Raw genomic sequence first — 18,911 nt, forward strand, 5'->3', positions numbered from 1 at the left:
GTCTGGATTCAACCCCATGCCAAAAACAGTCGCTGCCGACTCTTTAGCCGCCATGCCGCCGCAGATCGATCACCGGGTTGTCGGCGCGCGCCTTCGCAGCGCCCGCAAGGCGCGCGGGCTGACGCTGGCGCAATTGTCCGAGCAATCCGGCATTGCGGTGTCGACCATCTCGAAGGGGGAGCGCGGCGATATTGCGTTGACCTACGACAAGTTTGCAGCGCTCGCACACACGCTGAAACTTGACCTGGATGCGGTCTTTGGACGGCCGAAGCGTGCATCCGTGAGTCCAATGAAACCCTCGTTCACGGCTTCCGGCAAGCAGATGATTTACGACACGCCCAACTACGAGTACGGCATGTTGGCGAACGACCTCACGGGTAAGCGCATGGTGCCAATGCGCGCGCACGTGCGCGCGCGTGCATTGGCAGACTTTCCCGATTACATCCGTCATGCGGGTGAAGAGTTCGTCTTTCTGCTTGCTGGCGTGCTGGAACTGCGCTTCGAGAACGGCAAGGTGTTCAAACTGAGCCCTGGTGATAGCCTCTACTTCGACAGTTCGGTCGGCCACGTGTACATCAGTGTGGGCGACGCCGACGCGGAAGTACTGGTCTGCTGCGTTGATACGGACAACGAACGGCCAAACGGAGCAATTTAGTACGACGGGCCTGCAAGGATGAAGACGTTCTCTGGTGAGCGCATCGCCTTGGGCAGCCTTTGACCGCCCGGACCGAAAGTCCGTCTTTTACAAAATTGGAAAGACCCAGAAAGTCAGGCCGACCGCAGCGATGAAAGCGCCGCTAAGAACCTCGCCGTAACGTTCGAGAGCACCAAACTTCACGCGCTGCAGGCTGGCTGCCGAATAGACGCAGAGCAGAACATAGGTCAGGATAGTGCTCGCCGCAAAGACGAGCGCCATGACCAGGATAAGGCTCAACCCGTACTTCCCAGCCGCGAAGAATGCCGGGATGCCTTCCACCATTGGCGAAGAACCCAGAATCAACAGTAACGCGGTTCGCGACGAGGTTTTCTTTACAGTCGTTTGGTCGTTGTGCTCGTGATGGTCATGGTCACCGTGATGATGCTCATGTTCAGCAAAAGCGGTTTGATATGAGTGTGTGTGACCTTCGTGGCCGACAGTGACATTGACGTCAAATCCGTGCGGTTCAGGGATGTCGTCCAGCGATTCCCAGTATGCACCGCGTCGTTGGAATGGAAAGGTCAGGCGGCTACCGTCTTCCCGGAGGGTTTCGACCGTCAAGGTCTCGACCGTCTGTGGCCGCGTCGCGGTAAGTCGGAAACGCGGTGGCTGCCCGAACTCGTAGATGGACAGTTCGAGAACGCCGTGTTCCCCGTACATTCGCTGCAACTCGGGGCCATGAATAGAATCGGCAGAGTTGTTGGCTCCAGCGAGATGCGAAAAATCGTGAGTATGTCCGTGAGGACCGTGGCTATGTCCGTACCCATCGCCCGAGCGCAGTTCATACCATGAGGAAATCGCAATCCATAGCCCAAAGGCAACGAGCGCGATGCTCGAAATCGTATCGACCCAGTGACCGAACTTCGCTGCGACAGCGACACCCGCGAGCCATACGATGGCGGCAAGGATAAGGGTCGTGATGACGTGCCCCGTCCCGGCCTGGAGTGCAGCGCGTGCGGTTTGCCCCTTGGTCCATTCTCGCTGGCGCGCAATGAGCGTGATGGGAACCCAATGGTCTGGAACGATGGTATGCAAGACACCGACGACCAGGACGGCGCCGACCAACAGAGCAGCCGAGCCTGTCTCTAGCTGCTGGAAAGAAAGAAAACCCATCGGAAGATCCTAAAGATACTTGCTGATTGCCTTGAATTCCGCGAGTGCCGCTTTGGCAGCCGCGGCGTCGGAGCCGGACTGCGCATCAAGACAGTGGTCCACATGGTCGTGAATAAGTGCCTTCTTGGCGTTAGTGACGGCCTTCTCGATTGCGTGAAGCTGTTGCGCGACTTCGACACAATTCCGACCCGCCTCGATCATGGCGATCGTGCTACGCAGATGGCCCTCGGCACGCTTCAGGCGAAGCACGATGTCGGGATGCGATTTGTGGAGAGTTTTTTTGTCCATGGCGTATCCTATCCAGGGGGATAGGTAATGTCAACAAGGCATATAAGGCCTGGTGGTATCTATCCCCTATGGGGGGATGCGCAGGCGTTGAAGTTCTTTCGGATCGTGAGCGGGACGAACGCCTTGAGTCGAAACTGGCAAAAGGTCGTTTGAAGTGGCGGCCGCGTGGTACTGCCGCTCCTTCAGCAGGAAACGGTTGCAACGGGCTGGGTATCGTCGAATGACTTTCGCGCTGGCTATGGTGCCGCGCGGGGGGGCCAGGGCTCTCTCTGGAAGGCTATAGCCGGTACCGGATAGACTTATTGCCTGAAGTGTCCGGTCGGCGCCAGCAGCAGCGATCGACCGGACACGAATGGCTCAGCGCAGGAAGCGTGTTGAGTTACCGACGCTTCATCTTCAGTACGCGAGAGATCTGGCCTAGTGTAAAGCCACTGTTCTTGATGTACTTTTCGTAGTCGAGCGGTGCGGTAAGCGATTCATCCGTGACGTACTCACCCATATAGCGAAATCGATCGGATGCGGTGCGCACAAAAACAGGTATAGGGTCGACTTGACGCGCAAGCGTTCGCCCAGCCGCGCGTGCCGCCGCGCTACTGTCGCAAACAATGACGTCCGGGGCGTAAGGATTAAGATCCTGACGCAATCGCGCGGCGACTACCTTGCCACCTTTTATGGGCAGGAAAGCCTGCTTGCATCCACCTGTCACACTATGAATATCTTCCCGGGAATATTCTTTTCCGATTTCAAACATGATTTCGCTCCTGACAATAACGCCTGACTAAAGCCCAGCTTCGTCAGGCGGAGCGATCATATCGGCCTTAACCTAAATCCTTTGTAAAGAGTGCGAGTTTCCTGATAAAGGATGTATACGAACGGTGTCGAATTGCGGCCCCGTCGTTCGTCGAAGCTTTCTATCGCGGGGCTCTGGAGGCGGGCGGCAAAGACAATGGTGCGCCTGGTCTGCGCCCGCGCTACCACGCGAACTACTATGCGGCGTTTGTGATTGGTCCGGACGGGCACAACATCGAAGCGGTTTGCCACCAACCCGAAGCCTAAGTATTCAATTGGGCGGACATGAGAGGCCAGGCCGCCTCTCATGCCGAACGTTGAGCGCGCCATATCGGCATCCCTACCAGCCATACTTGAGTTCGACGCCAGCATAGTCGGCATTGTGGCCACCCGCTTGCTGGATCGAGTTTCCAACCTGGAAGTGCACAGCTTCGACCGAGCCGATCAGGTTCGCTGCGATCGTCCAGTCCGCGCGCAACTGCACATACATCCCGGTCCACAGGTTGCCCTTGCCAGCGGTGCCCGGCACGGCCTGGCTGCCTTGCTGATAGACGGCATCGCCGGTCGTCTCGCGCCACTGAAGACCGAGCGCGCCGAGCAGCACAAGGTTCGTCGTAGGCGCCAGCGTAATCGACGGTTTGAGGTGAATCAGATTCGAATAGCCGGTGTAGCCGGCGAGCGTGAAGTAGTAGCCGTTCGGAAACAGCGGATTGAAGGTGCCGACCCGGCCATCGTGCGGATTCCTGTCGCCCGATGCCGCGTCGAGCTGCAGCGCGATGCGCGGCGACCACGGCATGGCGAACCGGTAACCCGCAATCGAGCCGACGGCCCACGCGCCGATCGTATCGTTGCCGACCGTACCCGTCTGCAGCATCGATTCGACATCCCAGTCGAAGTGTTGCTGCACGCCGCTGTAGCGCAGATCCCAGACGTCGCGATGCTCGGTGCCGCTGGCGTCGAGAAAGTGCGCGTTCGTGCGGTTGTAGCGTGACCAGTAGCCTGACAGGTCGCCCGGTCCTACCGACTTGCGTTCGAAGCGCACGCCGCTGAACGTGAGATCGCGGTTCGAGACATCGTCGAACGCGGACACGCTGCGGTTCTGCACGGGCTGCGTCGCGTAGCCGATGAAGCGCCATTGATGGTATTCGTAATCGGCCCAGACTGCGTCAAACGCCTGACGGACGTTCGGGCCGTCGCGCACCGCGATGAAACGCTGCAGGTCGAACGCCATCTCCTGACGGCCGACGCGCAACTTCAGCGTGCCGTCACCAAGTGCCTGCACGTAAGCGACGAACGCCTGTTCGAGGTCGAGTGGATTCTTGTCGACGGGCGTGACGACGTTCTTGCTGTACGCGCGTGCATCCTCGATCTGCACGAAAAACTGCCAATGCTCGGCGAGATGCGCGTCCGCGTCGACCTCAGCGCGCTGAATCAGGTACGTGTTGGACTGCGCAGAACCGATGCCGAACAGCGGCGCGTTACTGGATTCGATACGCTCGCGCAGGTTCGCGCCGAGCGACAGCCACGACTTCGGATTGTCACCCAGCGGAACGTACTTCAAACCGTCGAGCGGTGCATGCGGCACGCATGGGTAGGCCAGTACCGACCAGTCTTCCTGCCAGCGATTGAACATCACGGTGGGGCGCTTCACGCTGCATGCGGCCGGTTCGGCGCCGTCGTCCGTGGTTGCACCACCAGCCGCGGCAGGCGTCGCACCGGCGGCCCCGCCGGTATCACTCGCGGGTTCTGGGTCAGGTGCAGCAAACACGGTGCTCGCGAGCGTCAGCAATACGGCCGTGACGACCGGGACGCCCGCGGCCTTGCGGGTCCGCGGGCGGAGTCTCATGGCAGACAGCATTACGCGCTAGCGCTCAAGAGCAATGTCCCAAAACCGATGCCGTGCAAGCCGGGTGCGATGCGCGTGTCCTCGCACTTCATTGTGCTGCGTTCGCGTGAATCTCCGCGACATAGCCGCCCGGGAACTGGACGATTGCCGCTGCGCGGCCGTCCGACGTGAACGGCGGCACGAGAACGGTCACGCCGGCCGTCTTCGCTTTGTCTAGCGTCTCTTCGAGATTCGCCACTTCATAGCCGGTCATCTCGCGCCCGAACGGGTAGGGCAGGTGGCCGTCCGTTGCGAGCACCGTCATCTTGCCGAACCCCGACTCGATACGTACCCGGCGATATGTATCGTTTGGCCGGCCGATCTCGATGCCCGGCGCGTCGTGCACGTCGGACACGACTTTGCCGTGCGAGAACGCGACGTAGTCGCGGACCAGCTTGTCGACGCTTTCCGGCGACACGTACACGCGATTCTCGGGCACGGTCTGCAGTGAGTCGTAGTGCGGCGCCTTGGTATGCCAGTAGAGCTGCATGTTCACGCCGCCCGGCCATGTGATGATCGCATCGCGCCCGATCGGGTCCGGGAATGTCTCGACGATCACGTCCGCGCCGTGTGCCCGCGCGGCCTTGATTGCCGCGTCCATGTCGGTGACGAGGTAGCCCGTGCGTTCCGCGCCGAACGGATAGGGCACGGGCGTCTTGAAGCCGAACACCGAGATCGTGCCAGCGGGCGTGAACACGAGTTGCGACATCGTCTGGCTCGGTGTCGGCGTGACCTGGAACACACCCTGTTGCGATTTGCTGCCGCCGAACGTTGCGGCGAAGCTGTCGGTGAAGCGATCGAAATCTTCCGGCGCAACGTACACGTGGGTTGTGTCGTACTGCGGACCGACGGCGAGGGAGGCCGTCGCGGGCAGCTTCGCGAACGACGTCAGTGGAACGGCAACGCTACCCGCGATAGTCGCGGCGAGCAGTATCGAGCGAAGGGCTTTCATGGCAAGTTTTCCTTGTGGTTTTAGTTAAGTTCGTGTCGCTCACACGCGGCCGCTGCCGGCCGCGTGCTTTCAGATGGCCCAGCAGGAACAGCCGAGTGCACCCCAGAAGCCCTGTGCATCCGAGGTCGGCAACGCGCGGCCCCATGTGCTCGCATGCCCATGTCCGTGTACGTCGCATGCGTTCGCGCAGCCGCATGCCGCGGCTGCCGCCGCTGCACGTTGCAACGGTGCGCCTTCTTGCCGCGTCGCGCCCCAGCCCCCATAGCCGCCATACTCGCGCACCGGCGACCAGTCCGGCATCGCGGGCGGCACCGGTGTGTCGTAGCTCGCAAACGGCCCCGCGCCCCAGACGATCTTGCCGCCGACCACCGTGAGCAACGCGGTCGTGTCGGCGATATCGTCCTCGGCACACGCAAAGAAGTCGCGGTCCGGGACCACCAGGTCGGCGAGCTGCCCGACCTCGATGCGCCCCTTCCTGCCTTCCTCGTTTGAGAACCACGTGACGTACTCGGTCCACATGCGCAGCGCGGTGTCGCGGTCCAGCAGATTGCGCTGCGGATACAGGCGCAGGCCCCCGACCGTTCTCCCCGCCACCAGCCACGCGAGCGATACCCATGGGTTGTACGAGGCGACGCGCGTTGCGTCCGTGCCGGCCGATACCTTGAGGCCCTTTTCGAGCATCTTCGCGACCGGCGGCGTGGCTTCGGCCGCCTTCGCACCGTAACGCTCGATGAAGTACTCGCCCTGATAGGCCATCCGGTGCTGCACGGCGACGCCGCCGCCGAGCGCCGCGATGCGGTCCATCGAACGCTCGGAGATCGTTTCCGCGTGATCGAAGAACCAGTTGAGGCCGGCGAGCGGAATGTCCTTGTCGACGCGCTCGAACACGTCGAGCGCGCGGCTGATCGTTTCATCGTAGGTTGCATGCAGGCGCCACGGCCAGCGGTTTTGCGCGAGCACGCGCACGACGCTTTCGAGTTCACCTTCCATCTGCGGCGGCATGTCCGGACGCGCGACGCGGAAGTCCTCGAAATCCGCCGCCGAGTAGACCAGCATTTCGCCTGCACCGTTCTGGCGGAAATAGTCGGTACCGTCGTGGTACTTGACGCTGCGCGTCCAGTTCACGAAGTCCTCCTTCTCGCCCTTCGGCTTCTGCGTGAACAGGTTGTATGCAACGCGCACCGTCATCTCGCCCGCTTCGTGCAGCTTGCGGACAACCTCGTAATCGTCAGGATAATTCTGCGAACCGCCACCAGCGTCGATCACACCCGTCACGCCGAGGCGGTTGAGTTCGCGCATGAAGTGACGCGTCGAGTTGTACTGATACTCGGGCGGCAGCTTCGGTCCCTTGGCGAGCGTCGCGTACAGGATCGTCGCGTTCGGATTCGCCAGCAGCAGGCCCGTCGGATGGCCCGCACGGTCGCGTAGAATCGTGCCGCCGGGCGGCTCGGGCGTATCCTTTGTGTAGCCGACGACGCGCAACGCGGCCGCATTCAGCAGCGCACGGTCGTACAGATGCAGGATGAAGACTGGCGTATCGGGCGCCGCTGCGTTGAGTTCGTCGATCGTCGGCAGCCGCTTTTCCGCAAACTGATGCTCGGTGAAGCCGCCGACCACGCGTACCCATTGCGGCGCGGGCGTGATCGCTACCTGCCGCTTCAGCATTTCCATCGCGACGGCGAGCGAGCGTACGCCGTCCCAGCGCAGTTCCATGTTGTAGTTCAGACCGCCGCGGATAAGGTGGCAGTGGTTGTCGATCAGGCCTGGCAGCACGGGCTTGCCCTGCAGATCGACGACTTGCGTCGTGCGGCCGGCGAGCGGCATCACGTCGGCGTCGCTGCCGACGGCCAGGAAGCGGCCGCCGGCGATTGCCACGGCGCTCGCGATCGGGTTCGAACGGTCGAGTGTGGTGAAGCGTCCGTTATGCAGAATCAGGTCGGGTAGAGTATCAATGTCGTTCATGCGCGTATCCTCATGACGGCTAGAAGCCGAACCATTGCTTGATGGAGGGAATGGCCTGCGCGCCGATCAACATGCCGAGCAGGCCAACGAGGGCGATCAGGGGCGGGGCAGGCGAGCGCACCCTGATCGCGCTGTACACAACGCCGATCAGTACGCCGGCGCCCAACGAAAGTAGATAAGATTCCATGCGATCCGTCTCCGGACGGGACTGGAATGCCCGTCACCGTTTACGCGCGGCACATCGCGCTTGCCGTTCTTTCCGCATCCATTTGGACTACTTCATTCCGACCATGTCAACCCTTCCCGATCTCGAAGCCTGGGCCACGTTTGCGCGCGTCGCCGAGGCTGGCTCGTTCGCGAAAGCCGCCGAACTGCTCGGTGTATCCCAACCGACGGTTTCGAAAGCGATTGCCCGTCTTGAACAGCGGCTCGGCGCGATGCTACTGTACCGGACCTCGCGCAAGCTTTCGCTCACGCCGACGGGCGAACTGCTGCGCGACCGCGCGATCCGCCTGCTCGCCGATGCCGAACTGATCGAGAGCGAAGCGTCTGCGCAGGCGCTCGAGCCGCACGGACTGGTGCGCGTGAATGCGCCCATGTCGTTCGGCCTGCAGCATCTGTCGCCGTTGCTGCCCGCGTTTCTCGATCGTTATCCGAAGGTCGACATTGACCTCGTGCTCACCGATCACATCGTCGACATCGTGTCCGGCGGCTTCGACGTTGCGATCCGGATCGCCGAGCTGACCGATTCTTCGCTGCGCTCGCGCAAGCTTTGCGCAGTGCGCCGGCCGCTCGTCGCGTCGCCTTTGTACCTCGAGCGGCACGGCCGGCCTGATCATCCGCGCGATCTCGAAGCGCACGCGAGCCTGATCTACACCAACCTGCCGACGCCGGGGTACTGGCGCTTCCATCACGTGACGGGCGAGGAATCCGGGGCACAGGTGCGTGGCCGCATCCGTACGAACAATGCCGAAGTGATCATGCCGGCACTGATTGCCGGGCACGGCCTGGCTCTCCAGCCGGAGTTCGTGGTGTGGGACGCGTTGCAGCGCGGCGAGCTTGAGGAAGTGATGCGCGACTGGAAGATCGCCGACATCAACGTCAATCTCGTCACGCCGCCCGGCATGCTGCGGGCCGCGCGCGTGACCGTGCTGCTCGACTATTTCGCGGGCCATTTTGCCCATGTGCCCTGGGCTGCCTCCGAACGTTGAGCATACATCGGGTACGGCGCGGCGGACCGCATACGCCGCGCCTATTTGGCCGGTACGGCTGCGAGCGCCTCGTGCGGCGCCGCGGTGCGTTGCGGCGCCTTGTGCACCATTGTGTAGGCGTAGTCGACACCCATGCCGTACGCACCCGAGTGCTCCTTCACCAGCGCCATGACCGCGTCGTAGGTCTCGCGGTGCGCCCAGTCGCGCTGCCACTCGAGCACAACCTGCTGCCACGTGACCGGAACCGCGCCGGCCTGCACCATGCGCTGCATCGCATAGTCATGCGCGTCCTTCGACGTGCCGCCCGAGGCATCGGCCACCATGTAGATCTCGTAGCCGCCTTCGAGCATCGCGGACAGTGCGAACGTCGTGTTGCAGACCTCCGTCCACAGGCCGGACACGATCACTTTCTTTCTGCGGTTCGCGGCGAGCGCGTCGCGAACCTTCTGGTCGTCCCATGAATTCATCGAGGTGCGTTCAAGCAGCTTCGAATCCGGGAACACGTCGAGCAGCTCGGGATAGGTGAAGCCCGAGAAACTCTCTGTTTCAACCGTCGTAATGGTGGTCGGGATGTTGAATGCCTTGCCGGCCTTCGCGAGCCCGACGACATTGTTCTTCAGCGTCTGCCGGTCGATTGACTGCACACCGAAAGCCATCTGCGGCTGCTGATCGATAAAGATCAACTGGCTGTTCTGGGGAGTGAGTACTTCAAGCTTCGGATTGCTCATGGCGCGTGTCATCCTTTGAGGAGTGCAGGGGTGAGCGTGCCTCGTTCGCGCAAGCGGGAGGCGCTCGATATGCGTTGCGTCGGACCGTCATCTGACGCGACGTAATTAAATACACAATCAGGCGATGCGACCATCCAAAAAACGGAATCGATTCGATTCCAAAAAGCGGTGTGAGAAAGCGGTGGTCTAGCCTTCTGCTTTTCATGTGGACCTGCTACGCTTCCCACAGTTTTGACGATACGCTGTTCGCTGCCGGTCTGCATTTTCATTGTCAACCCGAGATGCCTGCCATGAAACCGTATGTCCTTTCGCTGCTCGCCGGCATTCTTGCCGGTACCATCTACGGCGTGATCGGTGTGCATTCGCCGGCGCCGCCGACCATTGCGCTGCTCGGCCTGCTCGGCATGCTGGCCGGCGAGCAGATCCTGCCGCTCGCGCGACGGATGATGGAGGGGAATAAACTCAACGCTGCGTGGCGCGAGGCGAAATGCAGCCAGCACATGTTCGGCCGGCTGCCGGGAGGCAAACTCCCTGATGCTGCAACGCAAGATCAGCGGTCGCCGTGACGGGGCGGTCTGCGTACTGCGATAGATGGGGATTCGGCTAACGGAAGCCGTAGACCAAGACCTTTTTGCCCTCAAATCTTTCCTGCACTCCTTGCTGGCAATACGGTGGACACGTTACGCCGTCCGGGGTCGTGCCTGATACGCTGATCGCCTTGGAGACAACCGATTCGATGAGCGTCCCGTCGTCAGCGACGACGATTTGCAGGTCGGTCTCGACGCCGGCCGGAACGGGACCGCCGGCGGTGTATGTGATCTGCATGGTGCCGGTGCAATCGGGGTTCACCGTGTAGGTTCCAGTCTGATCCGGATTGAATGTAGTCTGCCCGCCTTTCGGCAGCCCGCCGATCACCCCGTAATCGGTCCGTGAAAAATGGCCCGCGCCATCGAACGTCACCAGAGCGACGTCATCGAGGATCGACGGGGAGGCGAACGCATGAACCTGATTATCCGGGCCCAGCAGTCCAAGAATTTCTCCGTGGCCGCTAAATCCATAGGGTCCTTTTAGCGTTGCGTTCGAGCAAAGGCCAGCGGCGGCCTGCGCGGAACCACTGAGCGAGAGAAGAGCAACGGCGGTGACTGACAAGATGCTCAAATGCTTGATCTTCATGGTTATCTCCTTGTTACCGAATCAGGCGCTTAACATCACAGCCCGCAAGCGGAGCTATCGCCTGGCGGGACCAGGCGTTCAGTTCAAACAGGCAAAATAAAAATTGGCCACAGGAACATCCGGCCACCGCTGTTTGCGGAGCAAGCGATGAGCGAATGAGGGGCCGTCGGTGCGGCCGGTTGTTCCGGGGTACGAGGCGCGAAAGCTCAGGCGTGGGCCAAGTAAATGAATGGCGAAACGCTTCACCAGGCGGTTATTTTTCGCCCGGTGCCGGTGGGCACGTGCGGAAGGAGTGCACGAAAGCCCGCGCAATTGTGACTTCGTGAGTCGGCTACGCTTTAAGGTCGCATAGCAAAAAATAGTTTAATCCACGATATTCACGGCTGCCGGATAAATATCGGACAAAAGGCAGGCGCATTCAGCACCGTGTGATGGGCACCGTGCGCTACCGCCGGGTAGCGCACGACTGCGATGGGCTTATGACTGCGTCTAAAAGCTGTCCCATTCGCCGGCGCCGGCGGTTTCCACTTCCCGAACGGTTTGCGATGCGGGCCGCTTCGGGGCTGGCGTGACAGGAGCTCTGGCGCGCGCCGGAGTCGCAGCGCTGCGTGTTTGCGCGGCAGGGCGGCTCGCTTCGGCGCTGCGCGAGGCGTCCAGCCTGAACATCGAGACGGACGCTTTCAGGTCGGCTGCCTGCGATTCGAGCGAACTCGCGGCGGCCGCCGCCTGTTCGACCAGGGCCGCGTTCTGTTGCGTGACTTCGTCCATCTGCGTGACAGCCTGGCTGACCTGGCCGATGCCCTTGCTCTGTTCCTGCGAGGCGGCGGTAATTTCCCCCATGATGTCGGTCACGCGCCTGATTTCGCGAGTGATCTCGCTCATCTTCGAGCCGGCTTCCTGCACATGGCCGGCGCCGGTCCGGACCCGCTCCACGGAATCGTGGATCAGTTCCTTGATCTCTTTGGCTGCCGCCGAGGAACGCTGCGCCAGCGAACGCACTTCCGAGGCGACCACCGCGAAGCCGCGCCCCTGTTCGCCTGCCCGTGCGGCTTCCACAGCCGCGTTCAGCGCCAGGATATTGGTCTGGAAGGCGATACCCTCGATGATGCCGACAATGTTCGCAATCTTGTCCGAACTGGCGTTGATGCCCTCCATTGTTTCCACCACGCGTGACACCACCGTACCGCCTTGTTCCGCCACCTGGGCAGCCTGTGCTGCGAGCTGATTGGCCTGACTGGCATTGTCGGCATTCTGGGTGACGGTCGAGGTCAGTTGCTCCATGCTGGATGCGGTTTCCTCGAGCGAGGCGGCCTGCTCTTCAGTGCGCTGCGACAGATCCTGGTTGCCCGCCGCAATCTGGTGCGTGGCAGTGGCAATCGAATCGGCCGAGACCTTGATTGTGCCGATCGTATGCGTGAGTTGCTCCTGCATGCGCTTCATTGAAAACAGCAGGCTCGAACGATCGGCCGGCGCGGTCTTCACGACGGCAGTCAGATCGTTGCTGGCAATCTGGTTAGCAATTTCGGCGGCGTACGACGGGTCGCCGCCCAATGAGCGCAGAATGCCGCGGTTGAGCTGTACCACCACACCCGACAGGGCCGCTGCGATGAGCAGCAGAATTCCAAGGCTGCGGTACAAGGTCGAGCGGAATGCCGCATCAATGTCGTCGACATAAGCCCCCGTGCTGAGAATCCAATCCCAAGGCTGATACGCTACGACGTAAGAGATCTTGGGCGAGGCTTCGGTGGCACCCGGCCTCTGAGCGGAATACGCAGTAAAACCCTTGCCGTCGCGCTTGACCACAGCGACCATCTCTTTGTACACGTAGACGCCGTTTGCGTCCTTGAAGTCGCTGACATCTTTGCCATCGTACGAGGGCTTCGTCGGATGCATCAGGGCGATCGGCTGTGAATTGGAGAGGACGAAATAGCCGTCTTCGCCGTAGCGGATATGCCGGATGCTGTCCATGGCCCGCTTCTGGGCTTCTGCTTCTGGCAAGGTTCCGGCAGTCACCTCATCGCCATACATCTTGACGACACTCAGCGCGACCTCCGACGCGTGTCTCAGGTCCGCCTTGCGCTCTTCGAGCCGCGTTTCCCTCGTCTGGTAGGCGTCGTAGACCGATATTCCGGCAAGACATAGCAGGCTGAGGATGAGCGGCAACCATAGCTTCTGGGCAAAAGACAGTTTCATACCTATGGAATCCTTCCATTGAACATGTCATGAGCGGGTAAAACTCGCGCCGGGCCGGATCGCCAAGGGATCTATAGCTTATTGGAAGCTACGGCGGTGCGCGGCCGGCGTCCGTCAGTTTTCAAAATCATTTCAATATCTGCGGGACTTAGCCATCATGGTTATATCGGCTATGGATTGGCGAGCTTTAGGGGAGGGCATACCCCGAGAGTGACGATTTATAACTAAGCCGACCGCAACGGGCGGGCGACGGCCATGAAGAGATGTTCGCGTGGCGCAGGCGCGCGTCTGATCAATTGCCAAAAACAGACTGTTTCAGATAGTCTTGAAGCATTTTCGCAACCGGTCGCGAACGGTAGTTTGTCGATCGGCGGGGGCGAAAGAACATAAATTTCAATTAGATGAATAAAGAGGGCATGTGAAAGCATTTGCCAGGGTTGGATTTTGTCTGTTCGCATTGTTGATGGCTTCTTTTGCAAACGCGCAAGCTGATTCGGCGAAGGCGGAGTTTAAGGCGGCCTCCGAAGAGTTCGATAAAGCCGCATTGTCAGGTCCGCGCAACATCCAGATATTCGACGAGGCTACGCTTGCGCTCCCGGCGGGCGACAAGTTTGTGCCAGCAGCCGCAGCAGCTCGCTTGCTGCGATCAATGGGGCAAACGGTCGATGACAGAAGGCTCGTCGGCATGGTCACCCCGGCGGAGGAGGATGGCAACTGGGTTGCCATCGTCATGTTCACAAAGGATGGCTACATACGCGACGACGATGCGCAACACTGGAAGGCCGATGAGATGCTCCGGAGGCTGACGGAAAGCGTCACGCAATCCAATGCTGCACGCAAGGCACACGGTTTTCCCCAGCTTGAGGTACGCGGGTGGGCAGAGGCGCCCACCTACGATGCGGCGACGCACCGTCTGGTATGGGGAGCCATTGTGCGCAAAGAAGATGGGCCCGATGACGACGCACATCAGGCGGTGAACTACCAGACAGTGGCGCTAGGCCGCGATGGCCACCTTGAGTTGACAGTGGCTTCGCGCCTGAGCTCGTTTGCGGCCGACAAGGCCATTGCGAATGCGCTGCTTGCAGACATCGACTATGTTCCGGGCAAGCGCTACGCCGATTTCGACAAGTTCACCGACCGGGTCGCCGAGTACGGCCTTGCCGCACTGGTCGTCGGTGTTGCGGCCAAGAAGCTTGGCCTGATCGCTATGCTTATCGCGTTTGCCGCGAAATTCTCAAAGCTCGGTGCCGTTATCTCGATCATGGTGGCGGCCGTCGTCAGACGCTTTGGCAAGCGCAAGGCGGCGTCGCCGCAGGGTCGCCAGGAGCCCCGCTAAGGATCGTCATGGGCAAATTACTCGTGTTACTGCTCGGCGGATTGAAGCTGGGCAAGGTGCTAATGACAACTGGCTCAATGCTGTTGTCGATTGCGGTGTATGCCGTTTTCTACGGATGGCGATTTGCGGCGGGCTTCGTCGCGCTGTTATTCGTCCACGAAGCAGGACACTACCTCGCGGCGCGGCAGCGTGGTCTTGCCGTGAGTTTGCCGACGTTCGTACCGTTCGTGGGCGCCTGGATTCAGCTCAAGGAGTTGCCACACGACGCTGAGACGGAAGCCTATGTCGGTTTGGCGGGGCCGCTGTTGGGTACGGTGGGTGCGCTCGTTTGCTATTTCGCCGCACGTCATGCCGATAACGGCTTGCTGCTTGCACTGTCCTACGCGGGATTCTTCCTGAATCTCTTCAATCTGATTCCGCTGTCGCCGTTTGACGGTGGCAGGATTACGGCGGTTTTGTCTCCGCGCATCTGGTTTGCTGGCGTTCCGGTGTTGATTGCGCTGTTTCTATATCATCCCAGCCCACTCCTGATAGTAATGGCGATTCTCGCGATCCCGCAATTAAAGCGGGCTTGGCACTATGATCCGCGCGATCCGGAAAACGTCCGCTACTACGAAGTGGCCACCTCGGTGAAGCTGACCTACGCGTTCTATTACCTGGGGTTGCTGGCGTTTCTCTCGTTGATGACTTTTGGCGTCCATGACATGTTGGCGGCGGTTCACCGGGGTTAGCCGCTACATGACAATTTGACGGAACCGATTAGGTCTGCGGCAACGGACGGCTAAAACGGACATTCGACATCTGAATCCAGATGGATGACAATCGTCGTGTCCTTACCTTAAGGCAGGAGCCGCAATGTTCGACCTTTCCACGCTGAGCACGTTTGTTGCTGTCGTTCTGGGGCTGTTCCTCATTCCGGGTCCTGCAGTACTTCTCGTACTCAGTCGTACTGTTCAGGCTGGCCGCAGGACTGGGATCATGACAGGCCTCGGTATAGCGACGGGAGACTTTGTGCATACCGTCTTTGCCGCAGTCGGTCTGTCGGCGGTGCTGATGACTTCTGCACTCGCGTTTAACGCAGTCAAGTTCATCGGAGCGGCGTATCTAATCTATCTCGGCATTCGTGCGATCCTTGAAAAGCAGGGGGACGCTTCGTTGCCGAAGGTCGCCGCCGTCACGCCTGGAAAGGCTTTCTTGCAAGCCGTGCCGGCGGAAGTCCTCAACCCTAAGACCGCGCTATTCTTCCTCGCCTTCATGCCTCAATTTGTGCATCCTGAAAGAGGGTCTGTGTTTTTGCAGTTCGCGATTCTGGGGCTTATTTTTGTCGTGTTGAGTTCGTTGTATACGACGCTGATCGCACTTTCGATACGTTCATTAGGTCGAGTTGCGAGGCGTCTGTCATGGATTAGTCGTTGGCAAGGGAAGATCGTAGGTAGCATCTTTATCACACTGGGATTGAAAGTCGCTACTCAACATCGATAAACCGTTGGTCAATGGCTGTTCCCCGGAGAGTTGAATGATCGCGCCGGGGCCGTCTCCTGGCGAGCGCGTCCGACAGTGGACGGTCAGTTGTCGCCATCCGTCACCTCTCCGGACCTTATTGACCAAGAGTGTGAGCAATCAATGAGGAGGACGTGATTTACGGCAGTCTGTCAAACCGGCGCTTGACGTCGAGATGGAGCCGCCTTCGCTGCGACCGGTGCGAGACCCAGCACAATCACGAGGAATCCGACTTGGGCCAAATAGAATGGTGCAAGCCACTGATCGTTCGCCGCGACATAGTACGTGTTATGGATTACGTCGCTCACGATGATCGCAACGGTTAACCCGATGCCCACCCTCGGTTTAACGAACAACAGAACGGCGGCAAGCGGATCAAGAATAGTTAGCATAGCCCAGTATACCCGGCTGGTAAGGGCAATCTTGCTTCCGTAGCCATAGTCCCAAAGCATGCCATGCTGCAGAATGGCACGGGCATGATTGAAGGTTGCAGCAAGGAGGCATAGTGCGAATAGCGTGCGAATGACAATCGATGCACGGCGCATTCTGACGCTCATAGAGAGGAGTTGCGCCCAGCTTACCAGACCGAAACTGATCGTAACCATCACTGCGGAGGGCCGTTCCGCGTCGAATCGCAGCCCGATGCACCGGCACATCGGGGCTCGAATCCTTTTCGCATTGCAAGACACAGCACGACTACGGCAACGCGACGATGTATGCCGCCATGTCCCGCGCAAAGCAAAGCTTCACCCTGCCGCCAGTGCCTCAAACGCATTGCTTACCGCGTCAATCGCTGCGTCGTCGATATGCCGGTGAACCACAAGACGCAGCGCATATGGACCACTCGCGCGAATTGCAATGCCGTGAAGCGCAAGCTGCCGCACGTGGCTTTCCGCTTTGCCGTCCGGTACCTTCAGCCGCAAAATATTGGTCTGAGGCGGATATCGGTCAACTTCCACTAGCGCAGTATTCCGTAGGCGCTCCCAAAGCAGCAACGTGCGCCGATGATCCTCCGCGAGCCTGGCAGGCATCGTCCTTAGCGCGACCAGACCGGCGGCAGCCATAATGCCCGCTTGCCTCAGTCCGCCGCCAATCGTTCGCCGAAAGGTTCGCGCGCGCTCGATGAATTCATGAGAGCCGAGCAAGATTGAGCCCATTGGAGCGCTTAGCCCCTTTGACAGGCAAAACGTGACGCTATCTCCGTACTGCGCAATATCGCGGGCATCAATACCTAGAGCGACCGCCGCGTTGAACAGACGGGCTCCGTCCAGATGGACCGCGGCGCCTCGCTTACGTGCAACGCCGGCCACCTGCGCCAGATAGTTGAGACTCTGAACGCAGCCGCCTGCCGCATTGTGGCTTGTCTCGATCGCCACCATCGCAGTCGGCTCGCCGTAGCGCGAGTATCCGCCGCGGATGCTATTGCTCAATATCTGCAGGTCCATTTCCCCGCGGCGCGAGGCAACCGTGCGGCAGAACAGGCCCGCGAGGCGCGAGACACCGCCGCCCTCCGAGTTGGCCATGTGGGCGTCCTGGTCCAGCACGGCTTCACCGCCGCGATGTGCGTGGACCAGCGTGGCGATGGCATTGCCCATCGTGCCGCTGCATACGAAGAGCGCATCCTCCTTACCCAGCAATGTTGCTGCTTCCTGTTCCAGCGCCTGGACAGTCGCGTCTCCCTCCAGCGTATCGTCGCCGAGCGACGCGTTGCGCATGGCGTCCCACATCGCGTCAGTGGGGCGCGTCACCGTATCGCTGCGCAGATCGATCATGCTAGTCCCCTGGGATTGGTGGCCCCGCTCTCGGGCGCGCTTTGTTCAGGTATGCGAACGGTCTCTGGCTGCTCATAGGCAACATGTGCCAGTTTCATCACTAACTTGACGGCCACTGTGTTGCTGTAAACGTTGATCGCAGTACGGCCCATGTCAAGAAACGCATCAACGCCTGCGATGATGGCGAGCGCTTCAACCGGAACCCCAATCGTGGTCAGCACCATTGCAACGGCCACTAGGCCGCCCGACGGCACGTTTGCGCTGCCCTTGCTCGCGAGCGTAGTAACGATCACGATAGACAGCAGCGTGTGCCAGTCGAGCGGAATCCGATACGCGTCAGCCAGAAAACCGACTGCGAGCGCAAAGTACATGATGGAGCCGTCGCGATTGAATGCGTAGCCGAGCGGTAGCACCACCGATGCTACTGCTTTCGGCACGCCCATTTCGACGAGCTTCTCCATATGCACCGGCAGGCTCGCTTCCGACGAGCGGGTCGCAAACGCGAGCAGCACAGGCTCACTGATCTGGCGGGTCACTTGCAGCGGATTTTCGCCGATCGCCTTCAGAATGACAGCGAAAAACACGAGAAGCACCGCAAGGCCGAGGTACATCACACCCACCAGCTTGACAAGCGAAAGCAGTGTCGCCAGTCCCTGGGTGGCGAACAGCCACGAGATAATCGCGAAGATGGCGATCGGCGAGAGCGAAATGATCCAGTCGGTTACCTTGAAGACGGCACCCATCAACGCGTCGAGTACGTCGATCAGTGGCTTTGCGCGGGCGCCCAGCGAGGCGAGCGCGAGCCCGAGAAGCACCGCGAAGAACAGCACGGGCAGAAGATTGCCACCGGACATCGCGGCCACGATGTTGCTCGGGATCATGTCGAGAAAGAACTTCGTCCAGTCCACGCTGGTTGCGATGACCTTGCCGGGTTTGGCTGCTGCGGCGAGGTTCGCGCCGAGGCCGGGATGAAACAGCGCGTTGAGCGCCAGGCCGACGAAGATGGAGAGCACCGTCGCCACAAAGAAGTAGCCCAGGCTGATCGCCGATACCCGCCCGAGCGAGCGGGCCTGATTGCCCATCTGGTAGATTCCGAGCGTAATTGCTGTGAACACCAGCGGCACGACAATCATCTTGATCGCCTGCACGAATGCCGTTCCGATAGGTTCGAGCGTCTTGGCGAAATGCGGAAACAGAAACCCGACAGCGCACCCCAGCACAAGCCCGAGGAGCATCTGGACAGGCAAAGGGATTCTTCGACGACCGTGCTGCAATTGCATGGTTATTCTCCCGGAACCGCGTGACGGCAGGT

The 18,911-nt window shown here is 60.4% G+C and carries 19 protein-coding genes and 1 pseudogene; 7 read left to right on the forward strand and 13 right to left on the reverse strand.

Going from position 1 to position 18,911, the window contains the following annotated elements; genetic code table 11:
• Positions 1-16: 16 nt before the first annotated feature.
• Positions 17-655: an XRE family transcriptional regulator gene (locus FFS45_RS04910; protein WP_137953589.1), complete on the forward strand. Its 639-nt coding sequence runs from the start codon at positions 17-19 to the stop codon at positions 653-655.
• An 87-nt stretch (positions 656-742) separates the two neighbouring features.
• Here FFS45_RS04910 and FFS45_RS04915 read toward each other — a convergent pair whose 3' ends face one another.
• The 3 genes from FFS45_RS04915 to FFS45_RS04925 form a co-directional block, all read right to left on the reverse strand.
• The gene (locus tag FFS45_RS04915) at positions 743-1,810 is read right to left on the reverse strand and encodes a hypothetical protein (RefSeq protein ID WP_137953590.1); all 1,068 of its coding nucleotides are present in this window, start codon (positions 1,808-1,810) and stop codon (positions 743-745) included.
• 9 nt (positions 1,811-1,819) lie between these two features.
• Positions 1,820-2,098, reverse strand: a complete 279-nt coding sequence (locus FFS45_RS04920) for a metal-sensing transcriptional repressor (RefSeq protein ID WP_137953591.1) — start codon at positions 2,096-2,098, stop codon at positions 1,820-1,822.
• Positions 2,099-2,477: 379 nt separating this feature from the next.
• Positions 2,478-2,849: a hypothetical protein gene (locus tag FFS45_RS04925; protein ID WP_137953592.1), complete on the reverse strand. Its 372-nt coding sequence runs from the start codon at positions 2,847-2,849 to the stop codon at positions 2,478-2,480.
• A 149-nt stretch (positions 2,850-2,998) separates the two neighbouring features.
• Between FFS45_RS04925 and FFS45_RS42250 the strand changes: the two are divergent.
• Positions 2,999-3,154: pseudogene (locus tag FFS45_RS42250) on the forward strand (VOC family protein); the annotation flags it as partial.
• Positions 3,155-3,227: 73 nt separating this feature from the next.
• Here the strand turns inward: FFS45_RS42250 and FFS45_RS04935 are convergent.
• From FFS45_RS04935 to FFS45_RS04950, 4 genes are all read right to left on the reverse strand, one after another.
• Complete coding sequence (locus tag FFS45_RS04935) at positions 3,228-4,733, reverse strand: alginate export family protein (protein WP_249362638.1); 1,506 nt, start codon at positions 4,731-4,733, stop codon at positions 3,228-3,230.
• 88 nt (positions 4,734-4,821) lie between these two features.
• Positions 4,822-5,724, reverse strand: a complete 903-nt coding sequence (locus FFS45_RS04940; RefSeq protein ID WP_137953594.1) for a glyoxalase — start codon at positions 5,722-5,724, stop codon at positions 4,822-4,824.
• 69 nt (positions 5,725-5,793) lie between these two features.
• The gene (locus FFS45_RS04945; protein WP_137953595.1) at positions 5,794-7,686 is read right to left on the reverse strand and encodes an amidohydrolase; all 1,893 of its coding nucleotides are present in this window, start codon (positions 7,684-7,686) and stop codon (positions 5,794-5,796) included.
• A gap of 19 nt (positions 7,687-7,705) precedes the next feature.
• On the reverse strand, positions 7,706-7,873 hold the full coding sequence (locus FFS45_RS04950; RefSeq protein WP_137953596.1) for a DUF1427 family protein: 168 nt from the start codon (positions 7,871-7,873) through the stop codon (positions 7,706-7,708).
• Between the two features lie 103 nt (positions 7,874-7,976).
• On the opposite strand from FFS45_RS04950, the gene FFS45_RS04955 reads away from it, so the two are divergent.
• The gene (locus tag FFS45_RS04955; RefSeq protein ID WP_137953597.1) at positions 7,977-8,897 is read left to right on the forward strand and encodes a LysR family transcriptional regulator; all 921 of its coding nucleotides are present in this window, start codon (positions 7,977-7,979) and stop codon (positions 8,895-8,897) included.
• Between the two features lie 41 nt (positions 8,898-8,938).
• Here FFS45_RS04955 and FFS45_RS04960 read toward each other — a convergent pair whose 3' ends face one another.
• Positions 8,939-9,625, reverse strand: coding sequence for a hydrolase (locus FFS45_RS04960; protein WP_137953598.1), 687 nt, complete (start codon positions 9,623-9,625; stop codon positions 8,939-8,941).
• A gap of 290 nt (positions 9,626-9,915) precedes the next feature.
• Between FFS45_RS04960 and FFS45_RS04965 the strand changes: the two genes are divergently transcribed.
• Positions 9,916-10,191, forward strand: coding sequence for a DUF1427 family protein (locus FFS45_RS04965; protein WP_137953599.1), 276 nt, complete (start codon positions 9,916-9,918; stop codon positions 10,189-10,191).
• Between the two features lie 37 nt (positions 10,192-10,228).
• Here the strand turns inward: FFS45_RS04965 and FFS45_RS04970 are convergent, their stop codons facing one another.
• Together FFS45_RS04970 and FFS45_RS04975 are read right to left on the reverse strand one after the other, a co-directional pair.
• Positions 10,229-10,798 (reverse strand): hypothetical protein, encoded by a 570-nt coding sequence (locus FFS45_RS04970; RefSeq protein WP_137953600.1) that lies wholly within the window; start codon positions 10,796-10,798, stop codon positions 10,229-10,231.
• Positions 10,799-11,287: 489 nt separating this feature from the next.
• Positions 11,288-12,991, reverse strand: coding sequence for a methyl-accepting chemotaxis protein (locus tag FFS45_RS04975; RefSeq protein WP_137953601.1), 1,704 nt, complete (start codon positions 12,989-12,991; stop codon positions 11,288-11,290).
• A 418-nt stretch (positions 12,992-13,409) separates the two neighbouring features.
• On the opposite strand from FFS45_RS04975, the gene FFS45_RS04980 reads away from it, so the two are divergent.
• The 3 genes from FFS45_RS04980 to FFS45_RS04990 all read left to right on the forward strand — a co-directional run bounded on the left by FFS45_RS04980 (position 13,410) and on the right by FFS45_RS04990 (position 15,809).
• The gene (locus FFS45_RS04980; protein WP_249362640.1) at positions 13,410-14,327 is read left to right on the forward strand and encodes a DUF2167 domain-containing protein; all 918 of its coding nucleotides are present in this window, start codon (positions 13,410-13,412) and stop codon (positions 14,325-14,327) included.
• Positions 14,328-14,335: 8 nt separating this feature from the next.
• Positions 14,336-15,058 carry a site-2 protease family protein gene (locus FFS45_RS04985; protein WP_137953602.1) on the forward strand — a complete coding sequence of 241 codons (723 nt, stop codon included), beginning with the start codon at positions 14,336-14,338 and terminating at the stop codon, positions 15,056-15,058.
• A 124-nt stretch (positions 15,059-15,182) separates the two neighbouring features.
• Entirely contained in the window at positions 15,183-15,809 is a 627-nt protein-coding gene (locus tag FFS45_RS04990) for a LysE family translocator (RefSeq protein WP_137953603.1), read from the forward strand.
• 170 nt (positions 15,810-15,979) lie between these two features.
• On the opposite strand, the gene FFS45_RS04995 is transcribed toward FFS45_RS04990, so the two are convergent.
• From FFS45_RS04995 to FFS45_RS05005, 3 genes are all read right to left on the reverse strand, one after another.
• A complete protein-coding gene (locus FFS45_RS04995) occupies positions 15,980-16,435 on the reverse strand; it encodes a hypothetical protein (protein WP_212745700.1) in 456 nt (151 codons plus the stop codon).
• A gap of 138 nt (positions 16,436-16,573) precedes the next feature.
• Positions 16,574-17,599 carry a GntG family PLP-dependent aldolase gene (locus FFS45_RS05000; RefSeq protein WP_137953604.1) on the reverse strand — a complete coding sequence of 342 codons (1,026 nt, stop codon included), beginning with the start codon at positions 17,597-17,599 and terminating at the stop codon, positions 16,574-16,576.
• Positions 17,596-18,879, reverse strand: coding sequence for a dicarboxylate/amino acid:cation symporter (locus FFS45_RS05005; RefSeq protein WP_249362641.1), 1,284 nt, complete (start codon positions 18,877-18,879; stop codon positions 17,596-17,598). Before FFS45_RS05005 ends, FFS45_RS05000 begins: the two co-directional genes overlap by 4 nt.
• Positions 18,880-18,911 lie beyond the last annotated feature (32 nt).

The sequence above is a fragment of the Burkholderia sp. 4M9327F10 genome (assembly GCF_005503145.1).
In the GTDB taxonomy this organism is placed as follows: Bacteria; Pseudomonadota; Gammaproteobacteria; order Burkholderiales; family Burkholderiaceae; genus Paraburkholderia.